Raw genomic sequence first — 18,042 nt, 5'->3', positions numbered from 1 at the left:
GCGTGACTGTCGTGTCGCAGTGTGCGAAGAGTATGGGATCGCGCGTGCGCAGATACGTTCCGCTTGACGCCTCGGAGTGTGCAACCGATCGCTCAGAGTGACGGTGTCGGCGTATCAACTGCCTGATTTCCCAAGGTTGTCGGGGGTCATCCGTCCGGCGGAACACGCTCGGTCACGAACCCTTTTCAGCCGCCGACACGGTCGGATTCACCTGGCGTGTCAACTGCCAGCCGTCGCCGTGTCGTTCGACGAACCCCAACGACTGAAGCTCGTACAGCCGCCCGACCGCGTCGTCCTCGGTGGTCCCGGCGCCGACCGCCACGTCCCGTACGGCCACACGCCCCCGCGCGGGCAGGGCCGCCAGGACCCGCTGCACGCCGGGACCGAGCAGGTCACGCGGCACGACGGGCCCCCGCCGGACCGGTGCCAGCTCCCCCATGTCGCCGACCAGCTCGACGACTTCGGCGGCGTCGGTCACCAGCACACCGTCGCCCCGCAGCAGTTCATGCACCCCGGCCGACAATCCACTGGTCGCGGGCCCCGGCACCCCCATGGTGAAGCGCCCCAACTCCTGGGCGCTGCGCGCCGTGGCGAGCGCCCCGCTGCGGTACGCGGCCTCCACGACCACCGTCCCCCGGGTCAACGCCGCGATCACCCTGTTCCGCAGGATGAATCTGCTCGGCGTCGGATGGTCGCCCGGCGGCAACTCGCTGACCACGAGCCCCTGTTCCGCGATCCGGTCGATCAGTTCGGTGTGCCCGCGCGGATAGGCCCGGTCGACGCCGCAGGCGAGCACGGCCACGGTGGCACCGCCGGCCCCGAGCGCACCGCGGTGCGCGGCCCCGTCCACGCCGTACGCCCCGCCCGAGGTCACGACCCAACCCCGCTCCGCGAGCCCTGCGGCGAGCCCGGCCGCCATGTGCGCGCCGTACTGCGTACAGGCCCGCGCCCCCACGACGGCCACCGACCGCAGCCCCCACATCCGCAGCGACGGCCGCCCCCGCACCCAGAGCCCGACCGGCCGCGCGTCCCCCAGGTCGTCCAAAGTCGCAGGCCACTCCGCGTCCCCCGGGCACACGAACCTCCCCCCGACATCCCGTGCCGCGGCCAGGTCCTGCTCCGGCCGCGCCTTGGCCCTCCTCGCCCGCAACCCCTCCCACCGTCGCGCACTCACCCCCGGCAGCCGCTCCTCGTCACCGCCGAGCCGGCGCAGCACCTCCTGGGCCCCGGTCTCGCGCATCCAGCGCCCGCCGATCGCGTCCCCCGGTTCCAGCACCCGCGTCAGGGCGATCCGGGCGAGCCGTTCCCCCGGTGACGGTTCATCGCTCATGTCGACGCCCCGATCACCATCGGCACGCCGCGCGAGATGCCGGTCCGCAGCTGCAGGGCGAGCGCGACGTCCTGCGCGCCGGGCCGGTCGCGTCCCGCCAGGTCCGCGACGGTCCAGGCCACCCGCAGGACACGGTCCAGGCCGCGGGCGGTCAAGAAGCCCCGCTCCAGGTCCAGCTCGGCCGCGTCCAGCGCCCCGGGAGCGGCGGGCCAGCGGGTCCTGAGCGCATGGCCGGGGACCTCGCTGTTGGTCCGCCAGCCCGTCCCGGCCAGCCGGGCCGCCGCCCGCTCCCGCGCGACGCGCACCCGGTCGGCGACGGTTTTGGTGGACTCCCCGCGGGTGCCGTACCCGGCGAGCTCGGAGCGGGTGACGGCCTCCACCTCGACCTTCAGGTCGACGCGGTCGAGCAGCGGGCCCGAGAGACGGGCCTGGTAGCGGCGGATGACGGAGGGCGGGCATTCGCAGCCGTCGCCCAGCAGGGTGTGCCTGCCGCACGGGCAGGGGTTGGCGGCGAGCACCATGAGGAACTTCGCGGGCAGCCGCACCACCCCGGCGCTTCGCGCGATCACCACGTGGCCCGCTTCGAGGGGCTGGCGCAGGGAGTCCAGGGTCTGGGTGCTGAATTCGGGCGCCTCGTCGAGGAAGAGCACTCCTCGATGGGCGAGGGACACCGCTCCCGGCCGCGCGATTCCCTTGCCGCCCCCCACCAGGGACTGCATCGTCGCGGAGTGGTGCGGCGCACAGTACGGCGCGACGTCCACCAGGGGCCTGCCCGGGGGCAGCATGCCGGCCACCGAGTGGACCGCGGTGACCTCCAGGGACTCCTCCCTGGTCAGCCGGGGCAGGACGGCGGGCAGCCGCTCCGCGAGCATCGTCTTGCCGGCCCCCGGTGGTCCTTGCAGGAAGAGGTGGTGCGCTCCCGCCGCGGCGACCTCGACGGCCGTCCGGGCCGAGGCCTGGCCGACGACGTCGGCGAGGTCCAGCGCATGGGCGTCGTCGAAGGCCTCGCCCAGCCCGGTGCCGATGCCGGTGCCGGGGACACAGAGTCCGGCGAGCATCGGATCGGGCCGCCCGGTCTCGTCCGGCTCCTCCTCCGGCACCGGCTCGTCGGTGAGCACCGCGATGAGCTGGCGCAGGCTGCGCACGCCGAGGACGGAGACGCCGGGAACCAGCGCGGCCTCCGCCGCCGTGCACTCGGGGACGACCACCTGTTCGTACCCCGCGTCGGCCGCCGCGAGGACGGCCGGCAGCACGCCACGGACCGGCCGCACCCGGCCGTCGAGGCCGAGCTCCCCGATCATCACGATGTCGGCGAGGACCTTGGGATCGATCCGCTCCGCCGCCCCGAGGACGGCACAGGCGACCGCGAGGTCGAACCCGCTGCCGCCCTTCGGCACCGACGCGGGGCTCAGCCCCACCGTGAGCTTCTTCTGCGGCCACTCGCCGCCCGAGTTGACCACGGCGGCCCTCACCCGGTCGCGGCTCTCGCTCAGGCTCTTGTCCGGCAGGCCGACCAGCGTGAACGCCGCGACACCGGGCTCCAGATCGGCCTGCACCTCGACGACCACGCCCTCGACGCCGACCAGGGCGACGGAACACGTACGCGCGAATCCCATCAGGCCACCCCCCGCGCGTGCTCGACCACGGGGACCCCGCGTCGCGGGATCAGGACGCCGATCAGATCGATGCGGACGCCGCCCGGCGGTGGGCCGCCGCGCTCCTCGATCCACCGCTCGGCGAGCCTGCGCAGCCGCTCCGCCTTGGTCCGGCCCACGGCCGCCATCGGATGCTCGAACGGCACGGCGCCCGGCCCGGCCGCCCTGCGCGTCTTGACCTCGCAGACGACCAGGGCCTCACCGTCCATGGCCACGATGTCGATCTCACCGGTTCTGCCCGCGCGCCAATTGCGCTCCAGAACCGTCATCCCCGACTCGACCAGCCGCCTCGCGGCCAGATCCTCGCCGTACCTGCCGATCGCTCCCCGTGCGTTCATGTCGGCACCACCTCCGGCACCCACCGTCACGCACCGGCCGACCCCTGTTGGATCTTGGTGTACAACTCACCGGTTGTGGAAAACTCCGCCACCCCCGCGAGTGAAATCCCGCGAGCCCCGCCGGTGAGACTCCCCGCGCCCCGCAGGCCGCTAGCTGCTCGGCAGTTCGAGATCGCTCTTGTTGAGCTCCTCGATGTTCACGTCCTTGAACGTGAGCACCCGCACCTGCTTGACGAACCGGGCGGGCCGGTACATGTCCCACACCCAGGCGTCCGCCATGGTCACCTCGAAGAAGACCTCGCCCTGGACGGAGTGCACCTGCATCTCGTAGTCATTGGTGAGGTAGAAACGCCGCTCGGTCTCGATCACGTATTTGAACAAACCGACGACGTCGCGGTACTCCCGGTAGAGCTTCAGCTCCATCTCGGTCTCGTACTTCTCGAGGTCCTCGGCGCTCATGGCATGTTCCCCTTCAGCCGTGCGTCCCCCTATTGTGCGTCAGTCCCGCGAACCCCTACACGATTTCCGTGCCGAGGATCTCGGGCCGATCCGGGGGCCCCTCGTCGAGCAGTCTGCGAAGCAGCTCGGCGAGCCTGGTCGGGTACACCGTCTCATGAGCCTCGGCCAGTTCCCGGCACGTCCACCAACGAGCTCCGGCCACACTGCGCCTTTCCAGCTCCGTGAGGCCCTCGGCGACGGTCTCCGTCTGTGCCGTACGCGCCAGGTAGTACCACTCGTCCTGGTCCCACCGCCGCCCCGCGAACGGGAAGGAGCAGACCCGCCGCCACAGGACGGGACCGAGTTCGACCTCGGTGATCCCCGTCTCCTCCCGCAGCTCGCGCAGGGCCGCCTGCTCCCGCGTCTCGGCGCCCTCCAGACCGCCGCCCGGCGTGAACCACCAGTCGTCCGTCACGTCCCCGGGCTCGTGGCCGTGCAGCAGCAGGACGCGGTCGTCCGGATCGAGCAGGACCACCCGCGCGACCCGCCGCAGCGGCCGCCCCGACAGGGTTGCCCCGGCCTCCTCGGGGAGCTCGGTCCTTGCGGCCGCCGCGTCCTCAGACGGCACCGGCGGACTCCCGCGTGCGGTCCTTGCCGCGCCCCCGGCCCAGCCGCTTGGCCACCGGCCCGTACGCCGCGCCGCCCAGGACCAGCACCATGCCCACCACGATCGCGCTCACCACCAGGGTCAGCGGGCCGGGCTCGGAGAGGCCGCCCGGCAGGTCGGCGAAGCCCTCGGGGCGCTTCAGCTCGCCGAACTTGTCCATCGGCCAGGCCACCGCGTCGACCCGCCCCCGCACCGCGCTGCGCGGCACCGAGCCATGGTGGGAGTCCTCCAGGTGCACGCTGGAGTCCAGGGACCCGCTGCGCTCGTCGCCGAGCAGGAACAGGTGGCCCTTGGGGACCGTGGTGGTGGGGATGCCGGTGGCGGCGGCGCCCTGACCCTCGGGGAGATACGGTTCTGCGATCTCCTTGCCGTTGACGGTCAGCTTGCCCTCCTTGCAGCAGGCCACCTTGTCGCCGCCTATGCCGACGACGCGCTTGACCATCGGCAGGTCGCCCCAGGTCTTCTGCTTGAAGACGACGACGTCACCGCGGCGCACGTCGTCGCCGTCTATCCGCTGGGCGAGCACCCGGTCGCCCGAGCCGATCGTCGGCGTCATGGAGCCCGTGGGGACGGTGTACGGCTGGTACTGGACGGCGCCCCAGGCGAAGCCTCCGAGGAAGAGCACACAGCCGAGGGCCACGGCGACACCCGACAGCACGCTGCCGAGCCGTCCGTGGCCCTCGTCCGTACGACGTGTCCTGCTCATCCCAGTGCTCCCCCGTGTTGGAGACGACCCCGCCGCGTCGGTACAGACGGCGGAAGATCGGTGATCTGGGACGGCACCCTACCCGGCGGTACTGCCGCCAGAAACCCTCGCGTCGCGCGCGGCCGCCACCGTGAGCCGGCGTCGGCGCCACAGTACGAGCGGCACGGCCCCGGCCAGTCCGAGCGCGCCCGGCGCCGCACCGGAGAGGGCGTTGATGCCGGGCTGGTCGAAGGTGTCCGGCTTGGGCAGGGTCGCCCAGCGGGTGGGCGGCCAGGCGATCACGATGGCGCGGCCCACGACGTTGTCCACGGGGACGGCGCCGCCGCCCGGCTGGTTCTGGTGGTAGCGGGAGTCCAGGGAGTTCTGCCGGTGGTCACCCATGACCCAGATTTTGCCCTTGGGTACCGTCACCTTGAACTGGCCGCCCTGGTCGTCGACGCTGCAGGGGGTGTTGCCCGCGAAGACGTACGGCTCGTTCAGCGCCTTGCCGTTGACCTTCACCGGGCCGGTGCCCTTGCACTCCACGGTGTCGCCGCCGACGGCGATGACGCGCTTGATGAGGTCCTTCTCGTCGGCGGAGGGCATCAGGCCGACCCAGCCGAGGACCCGCTGGACCGCGTTGGGATCCGGCGTGGGCTCGCCGTCCAGCCAGTGGCCGGGGTCCTTGAAGACGACGACCTCGCCGCGCTCGGGCTCGGAGCCGAACCACGGCGTCAGCTTGTCGACCAGCACGCGGTCGCCCTGCTGCAGCGTGTTCTGCATCGAGTCCGACGGGATCGAGAACGCCTGGACCAGGAAGGTCTTGATGACCAGGGCCAGGACCAGGGCGATGCCGATGAGGAGCGGAAGCTCCTTCCAGAAGGAGCGGGGCTTCTTCTGCCGCTTGCCGTCCTGCCCGTCCGTCGCGCCGTCGCCGGCCACGGCGTCATTCCCGGGGGTGGCACCGCCTTCTGCGGCCTCGACGCCCGGCTCGTCGGATCGCTCCGGCCGCTCCTCGGGCCCCTCGTGTCCGGATCGTGCGCCGACCGCCAAATCCCCCACATCCACTCCTCAGTCCGTGCCGCTGCCTGCCCCAGATGCGATGCAGGCCCACCACTCCCATAACGAGCGGGAGTTCCGCAGGGGTCGGGAGCCGGATCAATCCATATCGATCGCCGGGGGCCACCCTATGCGACGCACCTGTGACGGTGTCCGACGCCGGACGCGCGTCGGGTACCGACGCGTACGTCTTCGGCTCCTCCAGTTTGCGCCAGTGGCCGAAGGGCCAGGCGATGACCATCGCGCGCCCGACCACCTGGTCCTCGGAGACCGTGCCGTGGAACTTCTCGGTGCGGTGGAAGCGGGAGTCCGCCGAGTCGCTGCGGTGGTCGCCCATCATGAAGAGGCGGCCTTCGGGGACCTTCACCTCGAACGCGAAGGCCGAGGGCTTGTCCCCGGGGTGGATGTAGGGCTCGTCCAGGGGGACGCCGTTGACGGTGACCTTGCCGTTCTTGTCGCAGCACTTGACGGTGTCGCCGCCGACGCCGACCACGCGCTTGATCAGGTCCCGTTCGCTGTCGGAGGGCAGCAGACCGATCTGGGTCAGGCCTTCCTTGATCTGCTTGACGACCACCGGGTCGGACTTCTTCTTGCCCTGCTCCTCTTCGAGCCAGTTGCCGGGGTCCTTGAAGACGACGACGTCGCCGCGCTCCGGCTTCGAGCCGAACCACGGGGTCAGCTTGTCGACCAGGACCCGGTCGCCGATACGGATCGTCTGCTCCATGGAGCCCGACGGGATCACGAAGGCCTGCACCAGGAAGGTCTTCAGGACGAGGGCTATGAGCAGCGCCACGCCTATGAGCAGCGGCACTTCCTTGATCGCCGAGCGTCGCCTGCGCCGCTTGACCTTCCGCGCGAGCTTGCGCCGGTCGGCCCGGCCGGGCAGGACGGGTCCGTCGGTGGGCCTCGACCCGGTGGGCAGCCGGGTGTCCGCCCGGTGGCCGGAGCCGCGCGTCCGTCCGCGGTTACCCATGCGCGCCGCCCGGCTCCGGCACGCGCGCGTAGCTGTCGGGACGCTTCAGGGAGGTCCAGCGGCCCACCGGCCAGGCGATCCAGTCGGCCCTGCCGATCACCTCGTCGACCGGGATCATGCCGCCGCCGGGCTCGCCGAGGTGGTCGCGGGAGTCCCGGGAGTCGCTGCGGTGGTCGCCGAGGAGGAAGAGGCTGCCCTCGGGGACGACGACGTCGAAGGGCACCTGGGAGGGGACGTCGCCGGGGTAGAGGTACGGCTCGTCGACGGGCTCGCCGTTCACCTTGATCCTCCCCCGCTTGTCACAGCAGACCACTCGGTCTCCCCCTGTGCCCACGACCCGCTTGATGTAGTCGGCGTCTCCGAAGTAGCCGTGCCCGTCGAAGACGACCGCGTCACCCCGCTGCGGCGCGGAACCAAAACGGTACGCCACCTTGTTGACGAGCACTCTGTCCCCGGACCGGAACGCGGGCTCCATGGAGCCGCTGGGGATCTGGAAGGGCTGCATCACGAAGGCGCTGACGAGGAGCAGGACGCCCACGCACAGCAGGAACGTCAGGGTGAGGCCGCCGCCCGGCAGCCGGTCGGTCAGCCACGCAAGAACGGAGCGCGACCGTTCCTCCGGCTCCTCGGCTGCCTCGGCGACGTGCGGGACGTCTCCGGAGCCGGAGGGTGGGGAGGAGCGGTCGCGCTCCGTGTGCTGTGCTTCGGTGTCCATCGGGGCCAGATGCTATCCGGCCGAGCTGTGGACCCGTGCGGGAGCTCAGCGCTCGCGCTTCTCCTTGATCTTCGCGGCCTTGCCGCGCAGCTCACGGAGGTAGTACAGCTTCGCGCGACGGACGTCACCGCGGGTGACGAGCTCGATCTTCTCGACGATCGGGGTGTGCACCGGGAAGGTACGCTCCACGCCGACGGAGAAGGAGACCTTGCGGACCGTGAAGGTCTCGCGCACGCCGGCACCCTGGCGGCGGATGACTACGCCCTTGAACTGCTGCACACGGGAGCGGTTGCCCTCGATGACGCGGACGTGGACGTTGACGGTGTCACCCGGGCGGAACGCGGGGACGTCGCTGCGCAGCGACGCGCTGTCGACGGAGTCGAGCAGGTTAGCCATGATCGTCTGCTTTCTTCACTGATGCCACAGGTCATCAGCGGTACGGGGAGATGAGGATTCGGTAGCTGATCGCGTCGGGCGGGCGTCGTTCCCCCTGTGGCAGGGGCGCACGCTGGACGTACAGCAGCGGCCTATTCTTCCACGGCTTCGGGGTCTCGCCCAAATCGGCCGTCGGGACCCGGCCGCCACCCGAGGATCGAGAGCATCTCGCGGTCCTTCTTGTCGAAGGCCTTGGGGTCGCACCGCTCGATGAGGTCGGGCCTGTTGCGGGTGGTGCGCCGCAGCGCCTCGTCCCGCCGCCAGCGTGCGATCTTGCCGTGGTGGCCGCTGAGCAGGACGTCGGGGATGCCGTGTCCGCGCCACTGGGGAGGCTTGGTATAGACCGGGCCCTCCAGGAGGTTGGCCATGGCGCCGGGGGCGAAGGAGTCGTCCTGGTGGGACTCGGCGTTGCCCAGCACCCCGGGCAGCAGCCGGGCCACGGCCTCCGTGACGACCAGGACGGCGGCTTCCCCGCCCGCGAGGACGTAGTCGCCGATGGAGACCTCGTAGACGGGCATGCGGGTCGCGTACTCGTCGGTGACGCGGCGGTCGATGCCCTCGTAGCGCGCGGGCGTGAAGACCAGCCAGGGGCGCTCGGAGAGCTCCACGGCGAGTTCCTGGGTGAAGGGGCGGCCGCTGGGCGTGGGGACGACCAGGGCGGGCCCGTGGGCCCCCGCCTCGTACCCCTCGGCGAGCACGTCGTCGAGGGCCGCGCCCCAGGGGTCGGTCTTCATGACCATGCCGGGGCCGCCGCCGTAGGGGGTGTCGTCGACCGTGTTGTGCCGGTCGTACGTCCACTCCCTGAGGTCGTGCACCCGGACGTCGAGCTGTCCGCGCGCGCGTGCCTTGCCCACGAGGGAGACGTTCAGCGGATCCAGGTACTCCGGGAAGATCGTGACGACGTCGAGACGCATTACGCCTCGTCCCGCGTGGAGGCGATCTCGGCGCGGTCGTCGATGAGGCCGGGCGGCGGGTCGATGACGGCCTTCTGCTCCTCCAGGTCGATCTCGACCACGATCTCCGCGACGAAGGGGATCATCACCTCGCTGCCGTCGGGCCGCTCCACGATGAAGAGGTCCTGCGAGGGCAGGTGCGAGATCTCGGTGATGCGGCCGACCTCGGTGCCGTCCTCGGTGACCACGTCCAGGTCCATGAGCTGGTGGTCGTAGAACTCGTCCTCTTCCTCGGGGAGTTCTTCCGGGTCCACTTCGGCGATCAACAAGGTGTTGCGGAGCGCCTCGGCGCCGGTGCGGTCGCGCACGCCCTCGAAGCGCAGCAGGAGGCGGCCGCTGTGCACCCGGCCGGTCTCGATGGTCAGCGGACCGGTGGCGGCGGGGTCCGTGGCGAGGACGGCGCCCGGGCCGAGCCGCAGCTCCGGCTCGTCGGTGCGGACCTCGACGGTGACCTCGCCCTTGATGCCGTGGGCACGGCCGATGCGGGCGACTACCAACTGCACTGCGTTTCTCCTCATCCAACGACTACGGGCCGGGGAAGGCCCTGGAGCCCTCCCCGGCCCGAGCCGGTGCTGCTGTGGTTCAGCGAACCTGGTCCACGTCGACGAGGTCGACGCGGACACCGCGGCCACCGATGGCGCCCACGACCGTACGCAGGGCGCGAGCGGTGCGGCCGTTGCGGCCGATCACCTTGCCGAGGTCGTCGGGGTGGACCCGGACCTCGAGTACGCGCCCCCGGCGCAGGTTGCGCGAGGCCACCTGCACGTCGTCGGGGTTGTCGACGATGCCCTTCACGAGGTGCTCGAGAGCCTCCTCGAGCATGCTCAGGCCTCGGTGGACTCGGTGGACGCGGCTTCGGCCTCGTCCGCCTTCTTGTCCGACTTCTTGGCCTTCTGGGTGATGGCTTCGCCCTTGGCGTCGTCGCCCTCGAGACCCTTGGTGAAGGCCTCGAACGCGGCGCGCTTGTCCTTGGGCTCGGCGACCTTCAGCGGCGCCGGGGCGGGCAGACCCTTGTGCTTCTGCCAGTCACCGGTGAGCTTCAGGATGGCCATGACCGGCTCGGTCGGCTGGGCGCCGACGGACAGCCAGTACTGGGCGCGCTCCGAGTCGACCTCGATGCGCGAGGGGTTCTGCACCGGGTGGTACAGACCGATCTCCTCGATGGCCCGGCCGTCACGGCGGGTACGGGAGTCGGCGACGACGATGCGGTAGTGAGGCGAACGGATCTTGCCCAGACGCTTCAGCTTGATCTTGACTGCCACGGGAGTGGTGTCTCCTGGTCTATGACGTGGGTGGGCACAACAGTGATGCCGCGTGGGGTTGCGGTACTCGAGTGCCCGATGGACGCGTCAGCCGGAGGAGAGAGGGGTCCTATGCGACTGTCGAGTACAGCTAGCCATTGTGCCATACGTCGCCGGGGCACCCGAACCCGGTCCGGGCGCCCCTGGCCTGCTCAGCCCACGCCCACACCGACCACGTCCGGGATGCGGAACGGCTTGCCGCAGCCGCCGCACATGATCGGCGCCTGGGCGAGCACCGACGGGACCACGCGGACGTTGCGCCCGCAGTCGCAGACCGCCTTCACGCGCACGCCGCCCCCGGAGGAGCCGTGCCGTGCGGCCGGCCCGCGGAAGCTGCGCGCGGTGTCCGCCGTCGTCGCCGCGGTGTGTGCCTTCAGCGCGCGCTGCAGGCGTTCGATCGTCGGGCGATAGCGCTTCTTCGCCTCGGGGTTGAGGGTGACCAGGGAGAAGCCGCTGCTGGGATGCGGTTCCTCAGGGTGGTCGAGGCCCAGCTCCTCGGCGATCGCGAGGAATCTGCGGTTGTGGTAACGGCCGGCACGTGAGGTGTCGCGTACGCCGCGCGAGGCGGCGATGCCATGGACTGCTTCGTGCAGCAGTCGCTCGAAGGAGAGCTCGGCGCCACAGGCGGACGACGACTCTCCGATCAGGGATTCGGGCGCGGCAAGGTCGGGCAGCTCGGGGTGGTGCCGCTGAATGTCGGCCCACGCCTGTGCCAGCTCTGCGGCGAGAACAGGTGGTGTCGTGCTCACGTCGTGACAACGAGCCGGGTGCCCTCGGGGTTCCATTCCGGGGCATCCCAAATAATTTGCACGTACCCGTCAGTTGCCGTTGATGCGTCAAGACGAGGGCGGGTGCGCTGATCTGCGGAGAAGCCGCACAGCTCACACCAAGCCGGTACGTAGTGGCGCGTACGCCCCAGCGCGTAGGTCATGTCCTCACGCCGGGGCTCATGGTGCGCGGGCGGGCGCGCGGTCCCGGGACGTGCGCGCCGGGCACGGCGCCGCGTCCCTCAGTAGGAGCGGGCCACGAGAGCGACGTTACCCGGGGCGTCGTCGGCCTCCGGCACCGCCCCGTCCGCGGCGACCAGACACCGTACGGTGACGGCGTGCTCGGCCAGCCTGGCCTCGCCCTCCTCGCCCAGCGCGGCCCACGGCAGCCGCGCCCAGCCGCCGGCGGCGGTGGCCTCCAGCGCCTCCTCGACGGTGCCGACGTCCGCGGTGCGGGACGCGCGGCGGGCCCGGGCCTGGGTCAGGAGCAGCGCCTGGTCCTCTTCGAGGAGGGTGGGCAGCAGGCCGGCGAGGGCGTCGACGGCGACCGGCTGCTTGTCCCCGCCGGGGATGCGGCGGGCCAGCATGGCGGTGCCGTTCTCCAGGTCGCGCGGGCCGACCTCGACGCGCACCGGGACGCCCTTGAGCTCCCAGTCCACGGCGCGCCGCCCGAAGGGGACGTCGACGCGGTCGTCGACGTGGACGCGGACGCCCGCGGCCGTCAGTCGCCGGCCGATCTCGTGGACCTCGGCGAGCACCGCGTCGTCGCCCTTGACCGCGAGGACGACGGCCTGGACGGGCGCGATCCGGGGCGGCACGCGCAGCCCGCTGTCGTCGCCGTGCATCATCACCAGGGCGCCGACCATCCGCGTCGTACTGCCCCAGGAGGTCTGCCAGACCAGCTCCTGACTGCCCTCTTTCGAGAGGTACCGGGTGTCGAAGGCGCGGGCGAAGTTCTGCCCGAGTTCATGGCTGGTGCCGAGCTGGAGGGCCTTGCCGTCGCCCATCATGCCTTCGAGGGTGAGGGTGTTGATGGCGCCGGCGAAGCGTTCCTTGGCGGTCTTGCGGCCGAGCACGAAGTCCATGGCGAGGACGTCGCGCATGAAGTCGCCGTAGACGTGGCGGTGGATGCGGGCGGCGAAGTCGCGGGCCTCCTCGTACGTCGCGTGGGCGGTGTGGCCCTCCTGCCACAGGAACTCCGACGTGCGCAGGAACAGGCGGGGGCGCATCTCCCAGCGGACCACGTTGGCCCACTGGTTGATGAGCAGCGGCAGGTCACGGTAGCTCTGCACCCACTTGGAGAAGTACTCGTTGACGATCGTCTCCGAGGTGGGCCGGATGACGACCGGTTCCTCCAGCTCCTTACCTCCGCCGTGCGTGACGACGGCGAGCTCCGGGGCGAAGCCCTCGACGTGCTCGGCCTCCCTCGTCAGGTACGACTGCGGGATGAGGAGGGGGAAGTACGCGTTCTGCGTACCCGTCGCCTTGATACGGGCGTCCATGTCCTGCTGCATCCGCTCCCACAGGCCGTACCCGTACGGTCGGATCACCATGGTGCCGCGCACCGGGCCGTTGTCGGCCAGCTCGGCCTTGTTGATCAGGTCCTGGTACCAGCGCGGAAAGTCGTCCGCCCGGGGTGTGAGCACGGGTGTCTTGGCCATGGCGCGCATGGTAGGGGCGAGCCTTCGGGGAGCGGGAATCCTTTTTTCCCCTTCGGGGGGCGCGCGACGGTGGCACGCAAGCAGTGGCTCACAACCCCTGGACTCCACGGCGGATGCGGAGTTCTCTGGCATACAGGGGGAGTGCGAGCGCACTGCACGGGGGCGGACGAACCGTTGGATTCCGGCACGGCACTAACTCTCGTTGGATTGGGGCGCTTTCGATGACACCAACACTCGTGCAGACGCACCTCCCCCACGCGGGCACAGCGCCCCGTGTGGACCGGTGTGCACGCGCGCGTGACTGGGCGGAGATCCAGGAACGGATGCTGGTCCCGCTCTATGAAGCGGTGTACGAACGGCTCGAAGTAGGCGCGGGCACCCGGCTCCTCGGCCTCGGCTGCGGCTCCGGGCTCGCGCTGCTGATGGCGGCAGCGCGCGGGGCCGGGGTCACCGGCGTCGACCCGGCGCAGCCCGAACGGCTCGCTCTCGCGCGCGAACGTCTGCTGTCGGACACCGCCGAGGACGCACGCGCGCGTGCCGACACGCGCCTGGTCGAAGGAGGTCCCGCGGACGCGGCGGACCCGGAGCTGCCCACGTACAACCTCGTCACCGCCTTCCAGCCGATCGGGTGCACGGCCGGTGACTCCGAGGGGCTTTCCGACCTCCTGGAGGCGGCGGCTCCGCTCGCCGGGCACGGCAGCCCGGTGGTGCTCGTCGGCTGGGGGCCTCCGGAGCGCTGTGCGACCTCCTCCGTGCTGCGGGTGGCGACGAAGCTCGCCGACCCGCTGCGGAGCACCGGCAGCTGGCGTCCCGCGCTCCGCGACGACCTGGAGGAGGTGGCCCACCGGGCGGGGCTCAGGCCGGACGGTTCGGGCCGGGTGGCCTGTCCCTTCGGGTACGCGGACGTGGCGAGCGCGGCCCGCGGGCTGCTCTCGACGGGGCTGTTCGACGCGGCGATACGCGCGACGGACCAGGCGCAGGTCGACAAGGAGCTGACGGAGGCGCTGCATCCGCATCGGCGCGGGGACCGGACGGTCTGGATGCCGAACGTCTTCCGCTATCTGATCGCCCGCGTGCCCTAGAGGCCGTCGGGACCGCTCCGGCCCTGTCCCGGCCCGTGACCCTGTTCCGGCGTCAGCCGTCCTGTTTGGCCATCCGCGTGATGCCCGCCACCCGGTACGCCTGCGCCTCCTCCAGGGTCTCGTTCTCCAGCAACGCCGCGGCCAGCGCGTCCAGTTGGTCGCGGTGCTCGCGCAGTTGCCGGCAGGCGCTCTCGTAGCACTCGTCGACGATCCGCCGCATCTCGCCGTCGATGGTGTCGAGGGTGTTGGGGGCGGCCGCGAGCCCGTACGCCTGCTGGGCGTCGCTCGGCAGGGCGGAGAGGCGGCCGACGAGCTCGCTCATCCCCCAGCGGCCGACCATGCCGCGGGCGATGTTGGTGACCTGCTCCAGGTCGTTCTCGGCGCCGGTGGTGATGACTCCGTAGACGACGTGTTCGGCGGCCATGCCTCCTAGGGCGCCGATGATGCGACCACGGAGGTACTCCTCGGTGTAGGCGTACTTGTCGGAGTCCGGCGTCGACAGGGTGACGCCCAGCGCGCGCCCGCGCGGGACGATGGTGATCTTGCGGACCGGGTCGGCGCCGGGCTGCAACATGCCGAGCAGGGCGTGGCCGCTCTCGTGGTACGCGGTGCGCCTGCGCTCGTCCTGCGGCATCACGAGCGGCCGCTCGGCGCCGAGCTGCACCTTCTCCATGGCTTCGGAGAGGTCGGACTGGGTGACGGTGTGCTGCTTGCGCTTGACGGCGACGAGGGCGGCCTCGTTGGCGAGGTTGGCGAGTTCGGCGCCGGTCATGCCCGGTGTCGTACGGGCGACCTGGGCGAGGTCGACGTCGTCGGCCAGCGGGATGGACCGCGTGTGGATCTTGAGGATGGCCTCGCGGCCGCCGCGGTCGGGCGGCGAGACGTTGACGACGCGGTCGAAGCGGCCCGGCCGAGTGAGGGCGGGGTCGAGGACGTCGGCGCGGTTGGTGGCGGCGAGCACGATGACGCCTTCCACGCCGGAGAAACCATCCATCTCGGTGAGGATCTGGTTCAGCGTCTGCTCGCGCTCGTCGTGGCCGCCCATCCCGCTGCCGCCGCCACGGGCGCGCCCGATGGTGTCGATCTCGTCGATGAAGACGATCGACGGCGCGACTTTGCGGGCCTCGGCGAAGAGTTCCCGTACGCGCGAGGCGCCCACGCCCACGATCATCTCGATGAACTCCGAGGCGGAGGCCGAGAAGAAGGGCACGCCTGCCTCGCCCGCGACGGCGCGCGCGAGCAGCGTCTTGCCGGTGCCCGGCGGTCCTGCGAGCAGCACGCCGCGGGGCATCTTGGCGCCCATCCTGCGGTAGGCGTCGGGATTCTTCAGGAAGTCGACGACGTCGTTGAGCTCGCCCTCGACCTCGTCGATGCCCGCCACGTCCTCGAAGGTGGTGCGCTTCGCCCCGGGTTCGAGCTCCACCGGCTTGGGCGGCGTCTTGCGCCCGAGCATGCCGCCCCCGCCGCCCATTCCGGCGCTCATCCGCCGGGCGATGAAGATCCACAGCACCACGAGCAGCAGCATCGGGGCGAGCGAGATCAGCAGGTTGGAGAGGAAGCTGCGCTCCTGCACCACGGGCTCGGCGGTGACCGTGACCTGGTGCTTGGTCAGGTCGTCCCAGAGCTTGTCGTCGGCGAAGGCGGGCCGCTGGGTGGTGAACTTGGTGTACTTCCCCGAGTCGCCGTCCGGCTTGGGCTGCTCCTTCTTGAGCTGCCCCTGGATCGCGTCGCCCTTGGAGTAGATCTTGGTGACGTTGCCGGCGTCGACCTGCTTGCTGAACTCCGTGTACGAGATCGTCGGCTCGTCGCCGTCGTTGAAGAAGGACAGGACGAGGTTGGCGATGAGGTAGACGATCAGCGCCGTCAGGATGAGGCTTCCCCAGCCGCCCGGCATCTTCTTCTTCGGCGGCGGAGTCGGGGCGGGCGGCGCGCCCTCGGAACGCCACGGCCGGTCGGGCTCCTGGCGCGGCGGCACGGGGTTGCTCATATCCGGACGTTACGTCAGAAGTACGGCAGGGGCACACGCTGGAAGTACGGCGGAGGCACCCGCCGCCCCCGCCGGGGAAACGCCGTGGGGCGCCCCTTCCGGAGGGACGCCCCACACCCGTACGACACGAGGAACCCTCCGACGTACGACACGCTGAACCCTCCGAACCGGAGGGGCCCCGCGGACCGATCTCAGCCCATGAACTTCTTGAACTCGTCCGGCAGCTCGAAGTCCTTGCCGGGCTGCCCGCCGGGAAGGCCGAAGGCGCCGCCGGACTGAGCGGCCTGCTCGCGCCGGGCGGCCTCCTCCAGCTCCTCCTGCTTGCGCTTCATCGGGTTGCCGGAGCGCCGCTTGCCCTTGGCCTGCTTCTGCTTCTTCTTCTGCTTGCCGGCGCCACCGCCCATGCCCGGCATCCCGGGCATACCCGGCATGCCGCCGCCCTGGGCCATGCGGGACATCATCTTGCGGGCCTCGAAGAACCGCTCGACGAGGTTCTTCACGGCGCTGACGTCGACACCGGAGCCCTTGGCGATACGGGCGCGGCGCGAGCCGTTGAGGATCGTCGGCTCCTGACGCTCGGCGGGCGTCATCGACTTGATGATGGCGGCGGTACGGTCCACGTCCCGCTCGTCCAGATTGGCGATCTGCTCCTTGATCTGCCCCATGCCGGGCATCATCCCGAGCAGCTTGCTGATGCTGCCCATCTTCCTGACCTGCTCCATCTGGGCCAGGAAGTCGTCGAGCGTGAAGTCCTGCCCCTTCTTGGAGGCGAGCTTCGAGGCCATCTTCTCGGCCTCTTGCTGCGAGAAGGTCTGCTCGGCCTTCTCGATGAGCGTGAGCATGTCGCCCATGCCGAGGATGCGGGACGCCATGCGGTCCGGGTGGAACGCGTCGAAGTCGTCCAGCTTCTCGCCGTTCGAGGCGAACATGATCTGGCGGCCGGTGACCTGCGCGATCGACAGCGCGGCGCCACCGCGGGCGTCACCGTCGAGCTTGGAGAGCACGACGCCGTCGAAGCCGACACCGTCCCGGAAGGCCTCGGCCGTGTTGACCGCGTCCTGACCGATCATGGCGTCGACGACGAAGAGGACCTCGTCCGGGCTCACCGCGTCGCGGATGTCCGCGGCCTGCCGCATCAGCTCCTGGTCGATGCCGAGGCGGCCCGCGGTGTCGACGATGACGACGTCGAACTGCTTGGTCTTGGCGAACTCGATCGAGTCCTTGGCGACCTGGACCGGGTCGCCGACGCCGTTGCCCGGCTGCGGGGCGTACACACCGACGCCGGCGCGCTCGGCGACGACACTCAGCTGGTTGACGGCGTTGGGACGCTGCAGGTCACACGCGACGAGGAGCGGTGCGTGGCCCTGCCCCTTCAGCCAGCGGCCGAGCTTTCCTGCGAGGGTCGTCTTACCGGCACCCTGCAGACCCGCCAGCATGATGACGGTCGGGCCGGTCTTGGCGAACCGCAGGCGCCGCGTCTCGCCGCCGAGGATGCCGATGAGCTCCTCGTTGACGATCTTGATGACCTGCTGGGCGGGGTTGAGGGCCTGGGAGACCTCGGCGCCGGCCGCGCGCTCCTTGACCTGCTTGATGAAGGCGCGGACGACGGGCAGGGCGACGTCCGCCTCGAGCAGGGCGATGCGGATCTCGCGGGCCGTGGCGTCGATGTCCGCCTCGGACAGGCGGCCCTTGCCCCGGAGGTTCTTGAATGTCGCTGCGAGGCGGTCGGAGAGAGTATCGAACACGGCGGTCGCGAATCCTCGGGTCGGGGAAAAGGGGACAGGTCGCCTTCCAGAGTATCGGTCGCCCACGGGTGCCTGGGGCTGTGGGCGGACTTGTCTGTAGCTCGGGGTTCCCGGCGGCCTCCCTTCTACGCACCAGAGCGTCGGTCCGCGGCCGCGGGGGTACGGGTGGGGCCCCGCGACGTGCGGCTCGGGTGAGGTCGGGCCCCCGGCTCCCCTTGCGGGTACAAACAGTCCCGCCGCTCCGCGGCGGA

19 protein-coding genes are annotated in these 18,042 nt (G+C 70.9%); 1 reads left to right on the top strand and 18 read right to left on the bottom strand.

What is annotated here, in order from left to right; genetic code table 11:
• Positions 1 to 172 precede the first annotated feature (172 nt).
• The 16 genes from dprA to proS all read right to left on the bottom strand — a co-directional run bounded on the left by dprA (position 173) and on the right by proS (position 12,977).
• Entirely contained in the window at positions 173 to 1,330 is a 1,158-nt protein-coding gene (gene dprA / locus ACZ6CV_RS26560; RefSeq protein ID WP_469253170.1) for a DNA-processing protein DprA, read from the bottom strand.
• Positions 1,327 to 2,946 (bottom strand): YifB family Mg chelatase-like AAA ATPase, encoded by a 1,620-nt coding sequence (locus tag ACZ6CV_RS26555; RefSeq protein ID WP_469253169.1) that lies wholly within the window; start codon positions 2,944 to 2,946, stop codon positions 1,327 to 1,329. Before ACZ6CV_RS26555 ends, dprA begins: the two co-directional genes overlap by 4 nt.
• Positions 2,946 to 3,353, bottom strand: a complete 408-nt coding sequence (locus ACZ6CV_RS26550) for a YraN family protein (RefSeq protein ID WP_469253168.1) — start codon at positions 3,351 to 3,353, stop codon at positions 2,946 to 2,948. Before ACZ6CV_RS26550 ends, ACZ6CV_RS26555 begins: the two co-directional genes overlap by 1 nt.
• Before the next feature lie 120 nt (positions 3,354 to 3,473).
• Positions 3,474 to 3,782: a DUF2469 domain-containing protein gene (locus tag ACZ6CV_RS26545; RefSeq protein WP_355811750.1), complete on the bottom strand. Its 309-nt coding sequence runs from the start codon at positions 3,780 to 3,782 to the stop codon at positions 3,474 to 3,476.
• Between the two features lie 55 nt (positions 3,783 to 3,837).
• A complete protein-coding gene (locus ACZ6CV_RS26540; RefSeq protein WP_469253242.1) occupies positions 3,838 to 4,329 on the bottom strand; it encodes an NUDIX hydrolase in 492 nt (163 codons plus the stop codon).
• Between the two features lie 49 nt (positions 4,330 to 4,378).
• Positions 4,379 to 5,134, bottom strand: coding sequence for a signal peptidase I (gene lepB, locus ACZ6CV_RS26535; protein ID WP_469253167.1), 756 nt, complete (start codon positions 5,132 to 5,134; stop codon positions 4,379 to 4,381).
• Positions 5,135 to 5,212: 78 nt separating this feature from the next.
• A complete protein-coding gene (gene lepB / locus ACZ6CV_RS26530) occupies positions 5,213 to 6,055 on the bottom strand; it encodes a signal peptidase I (protein ID WP_469253166.1) in 843 nt (280 codons plus the stop codon).
• A 4-nt stretch (positions 6,056 to 6,059) separates the two neighbouring features.
• Positions 6,060 to 7,145 (bottom strand): signal peptidase I, encoded by a 1,086-nt coding sequence (lepB, locus tag ACZ6CV_RS26525; RefSeq protein WP_469253165.1) that lies wholly within the window; start codon positions 7,143 to 7,145, stop codon positions 6,060 to 6,062.
• Positions 7,138 to 7,860, bottom strand: coding sequence for a signal peptidase I (gene lepB / locus ACZ6CV_RS26520; RefSeq protein ID WP_469253164.1), 723 nt, complete (start codon positions 7,858 to 7,860; stop codon positions 7,138 to 7,140). Before lepB (ACZ6CV_RS26520) ends, lepB (ACZ6CV_RS26525) begins: the two co-directional genes overlap by 8 nt.
• A gap of 45 nt (positions 7,861 to 7,905) precedes the next feature.
• The gene (gene rplS, locus ACZ6CV_RS26515; RefSeq protein ID WP_355811736.1) at positions 7,906 to 8,256 is read right to left on the bottom strand and encodes a 50S ribosomal protein L19; all 351 of its coding nucleotides are present in this window, start codon (positions 8,254 to 8,256) and stop codon (positions 7,906 to 7,908) included.
• A 131-nt stretch (positions 8,257 to 8,387) separates the two neighbouring features.
• Positions 8,388 to 9,209: a tRNA (guanosine(37)-N1)-methyltransferase TrmD gene (trmD, locus tag ACZ6CV_RS26510; RefSeq protein ID WP_355811733.1), complete on the bottom strand. Its 822-nt coding sequence runs from the start codon at positions 9,207 to 9,209 to the stop codon at positions 8,388 to 8,390.
• A complete protein-coding gene (gene rimM / locus ACZ6CV_RS26505) occupies positions 9,209 to 9,751 on the bottom strand; it encodes a ribosome maturation factor RimM (RefSeq protein ID WP_362374061.1) in 543 nt (180 codons plus the stop codon). Before rimM ends, trmD begins: the two co-directional genes overlap by 1 nt.
• Positions 9,752 to 9,830: 79 nt before the next feature.
• Positions 9,831 to 10,070 carry an RNA-binding protein gene (locus ACZ6CV_RS26500; protein WP_014176063.1) on the bottom strand — a complete coding sequence of 80 codons (240 nt, stop codon included), beginning with the start codon at positions 10,068 to 10,070 and terminating at the stop codon, positions 9,831 to 9,833.
• A 2-nt stretch (positions 10,071 to 10,072) separates the two neighbouring features.
• On the bottom strand, positions 10,073 to 10,510 hold the full coding sequence (gene rpsP, locus ACZ6CV_RS26495) for a 30S ribosomal protein S16 (protein WP_355811727.1): 438 nt from the start codon (positions 10,508 to 10,510) through the stop codon (positions 10,073 to 10,075).
• Between the two features lie 191 nt (positions 10,511 to 10,701).
• On the bottom strand, positions 10,702 to 11,298 hold the full coding sequence (locus tag ACZ6CV_RS26490) for a hypothetical protein (protein ID WP_355811725.1): 597 nt from the start codon (positions 11,296 to 11,298) through the stop codon (positions 10,702 to 10,704).
• A 260-nt stretch (positions 11,299 to 11,558) separates the two neighbouring features.
• A complete protein-coding gene (gene proS, locus ACZ6CV_RS26485) occupies positions 11,559 to 12,977 on the bottom strand; it encodes a proline--tRNA ligase (RefSeq protein ID WP_469253163.1) in 1,419 nt (472 codons plus the stop codon).
• 221 nt (positions 12,978 to 13,198) lie between these two features.
• Between proS and ACZ6CV_RS26480 the strand changes: the two genes are divergently transcribed.
• Positions 13,199 to 14,059 carry an SAM-dependent methyltransferase gene (locus tag ACZ6CV_RS26480; protein WP_469253162.1) on the top strand — a complete coding sequence of 287 codons (861 nt, stop codon included), beginning with the start codon at positions 13,199 to 13,201 and terminating at the stop codon, positions 14,057 to 14,059.
• Positions 14,060 to 14,111: 52 nt separating this feature from the next.
• Here the strand turns inward: ACZ6CV_RS26480 and ftsH are convergent, their stop codons facing one another.
• Positions 14,112 to 16,046, bottom strand: coding sequence for an ATP-dependent zinc metalloprotease FtsH (gene ftsH / locus ACZ6CV_RS26475; RefSeq protein WP_469253161.1), 1,935 nt, complete (start codon positions 16,044 to 16,046; stop codon positions 14,112 to 14,114).
• 191 nt (positions 16,047 to 16,237) lie between these two features.
• A complete protein-coding gene (gene ffh / locus ACZ6CV_RS26470; RefSeq protein WP_469253160.1) occupies positions 16,238 to 17,791 on the bottom strand; it encodes a signal recognition particle protein in 1,554 nt (517 codons plus the stop codon).
• Positions 17,792 to 18,042 lie beyond the last annotated feature (251 nt).

The organism is Streptomyces sp. NPDC041713 (assembly GCF_055591085.1).
The sequence above is the reverse complement of the archived record's forward strand: the minus strand, read 5'-3'. Positions and strand labels throughout refer to the sequence as shown.

What these genes read in the sequence shown, in the direction of transcription:
- trmD (WP_355811733.1), bottom strand. Translation starts at nt 9,209, where the DNA reads ATGCGTCTCGACGTCGTCACGATCTTCCCGGAGTACCTGGATCCGCTG.
- proS (WP_469253163.1), bottom strand. Translation starts at nt 12,977, where the DNA reads ATGGCCAAGACACCCGTGCTCACACCCCGGGCGGACGACTTTCCGCGC.
- lepB (WP_469253165.1), bottom strand. Translation starts at nt 7,145, where the DNA reads ATGGGTAACCGCGGACGGACGCGCGGCTCCGGCCACCGGGCGGACACC.
- ACZ6CV_RS26480 (WP_469253162.1), top strand. Translation starts at nt 13,199, where the DNA reads ATGACACCAACACTCGTGCAGACGCACCTCCCCCACGCGGGCACAGCG.
- rplS (WP_355811736.1), bottom strand. Translation starts at nt 8,256, where the DNA reads ATGGCTAACCTGCTCGACTCCGTCGACAGCGCGTCGCTGCGCAGCGAC.
- lepB (WP_469253167.1), bottom strand. Translation starts at nt 5,134, where the DNA reads ATGAGCAGGACACGTCGTACGGACGAGGGCCACGGACGGCTCGGCAGC.
- ftsH (WP_469253161.1), bottom strand. Translation starts at nt 16,046, where the DNA reads ATGAGCAACCCCGTGCCGCCGCGCCAGGAGCCCGACCGGCCGTGGCGT.
- ACZ6CV_RS26545 (WP_355811750.1), bottom strand. Translation starts at nt 3,782, where the DNA reads ATGAGCGCCGAGGACCTCGAGAAGTACGAGACCGAGATGGAGCTGAAG.
- dprA (WP_469253170.1), bottom strand. Translation starts at nt 1,330, where the DNA reads ATGAGCGATGAACCGTCACCGGGGGAACGGCTCGCCCGGATCGCCCTG.
- lepB (WP_469253164.1), bottom strand. Translation starts at nt 7,860, where the DNA reads ATGGACACCGAAGCACAGCACACGGAGCGCGACCGCTCCTCCCCACCC.
- ACZ6CV_RS26500 (WP_014176063.1), bottom strand. Translation starts at nt 10,070, where the DNA reads ATGCTCGAGGAGGCTCTCGAGCACCTCGTGAAGGGCATCGTCGACAAC.
- ACZ6CV_RS26555 (WP_469253169.1), bottom strand. Translation starts at nt 2,946, where the DNA reads ATGGGATTCGCGCGTACGTGTTCCGTCGCCCTGGTCGGCGTCGAGGGC.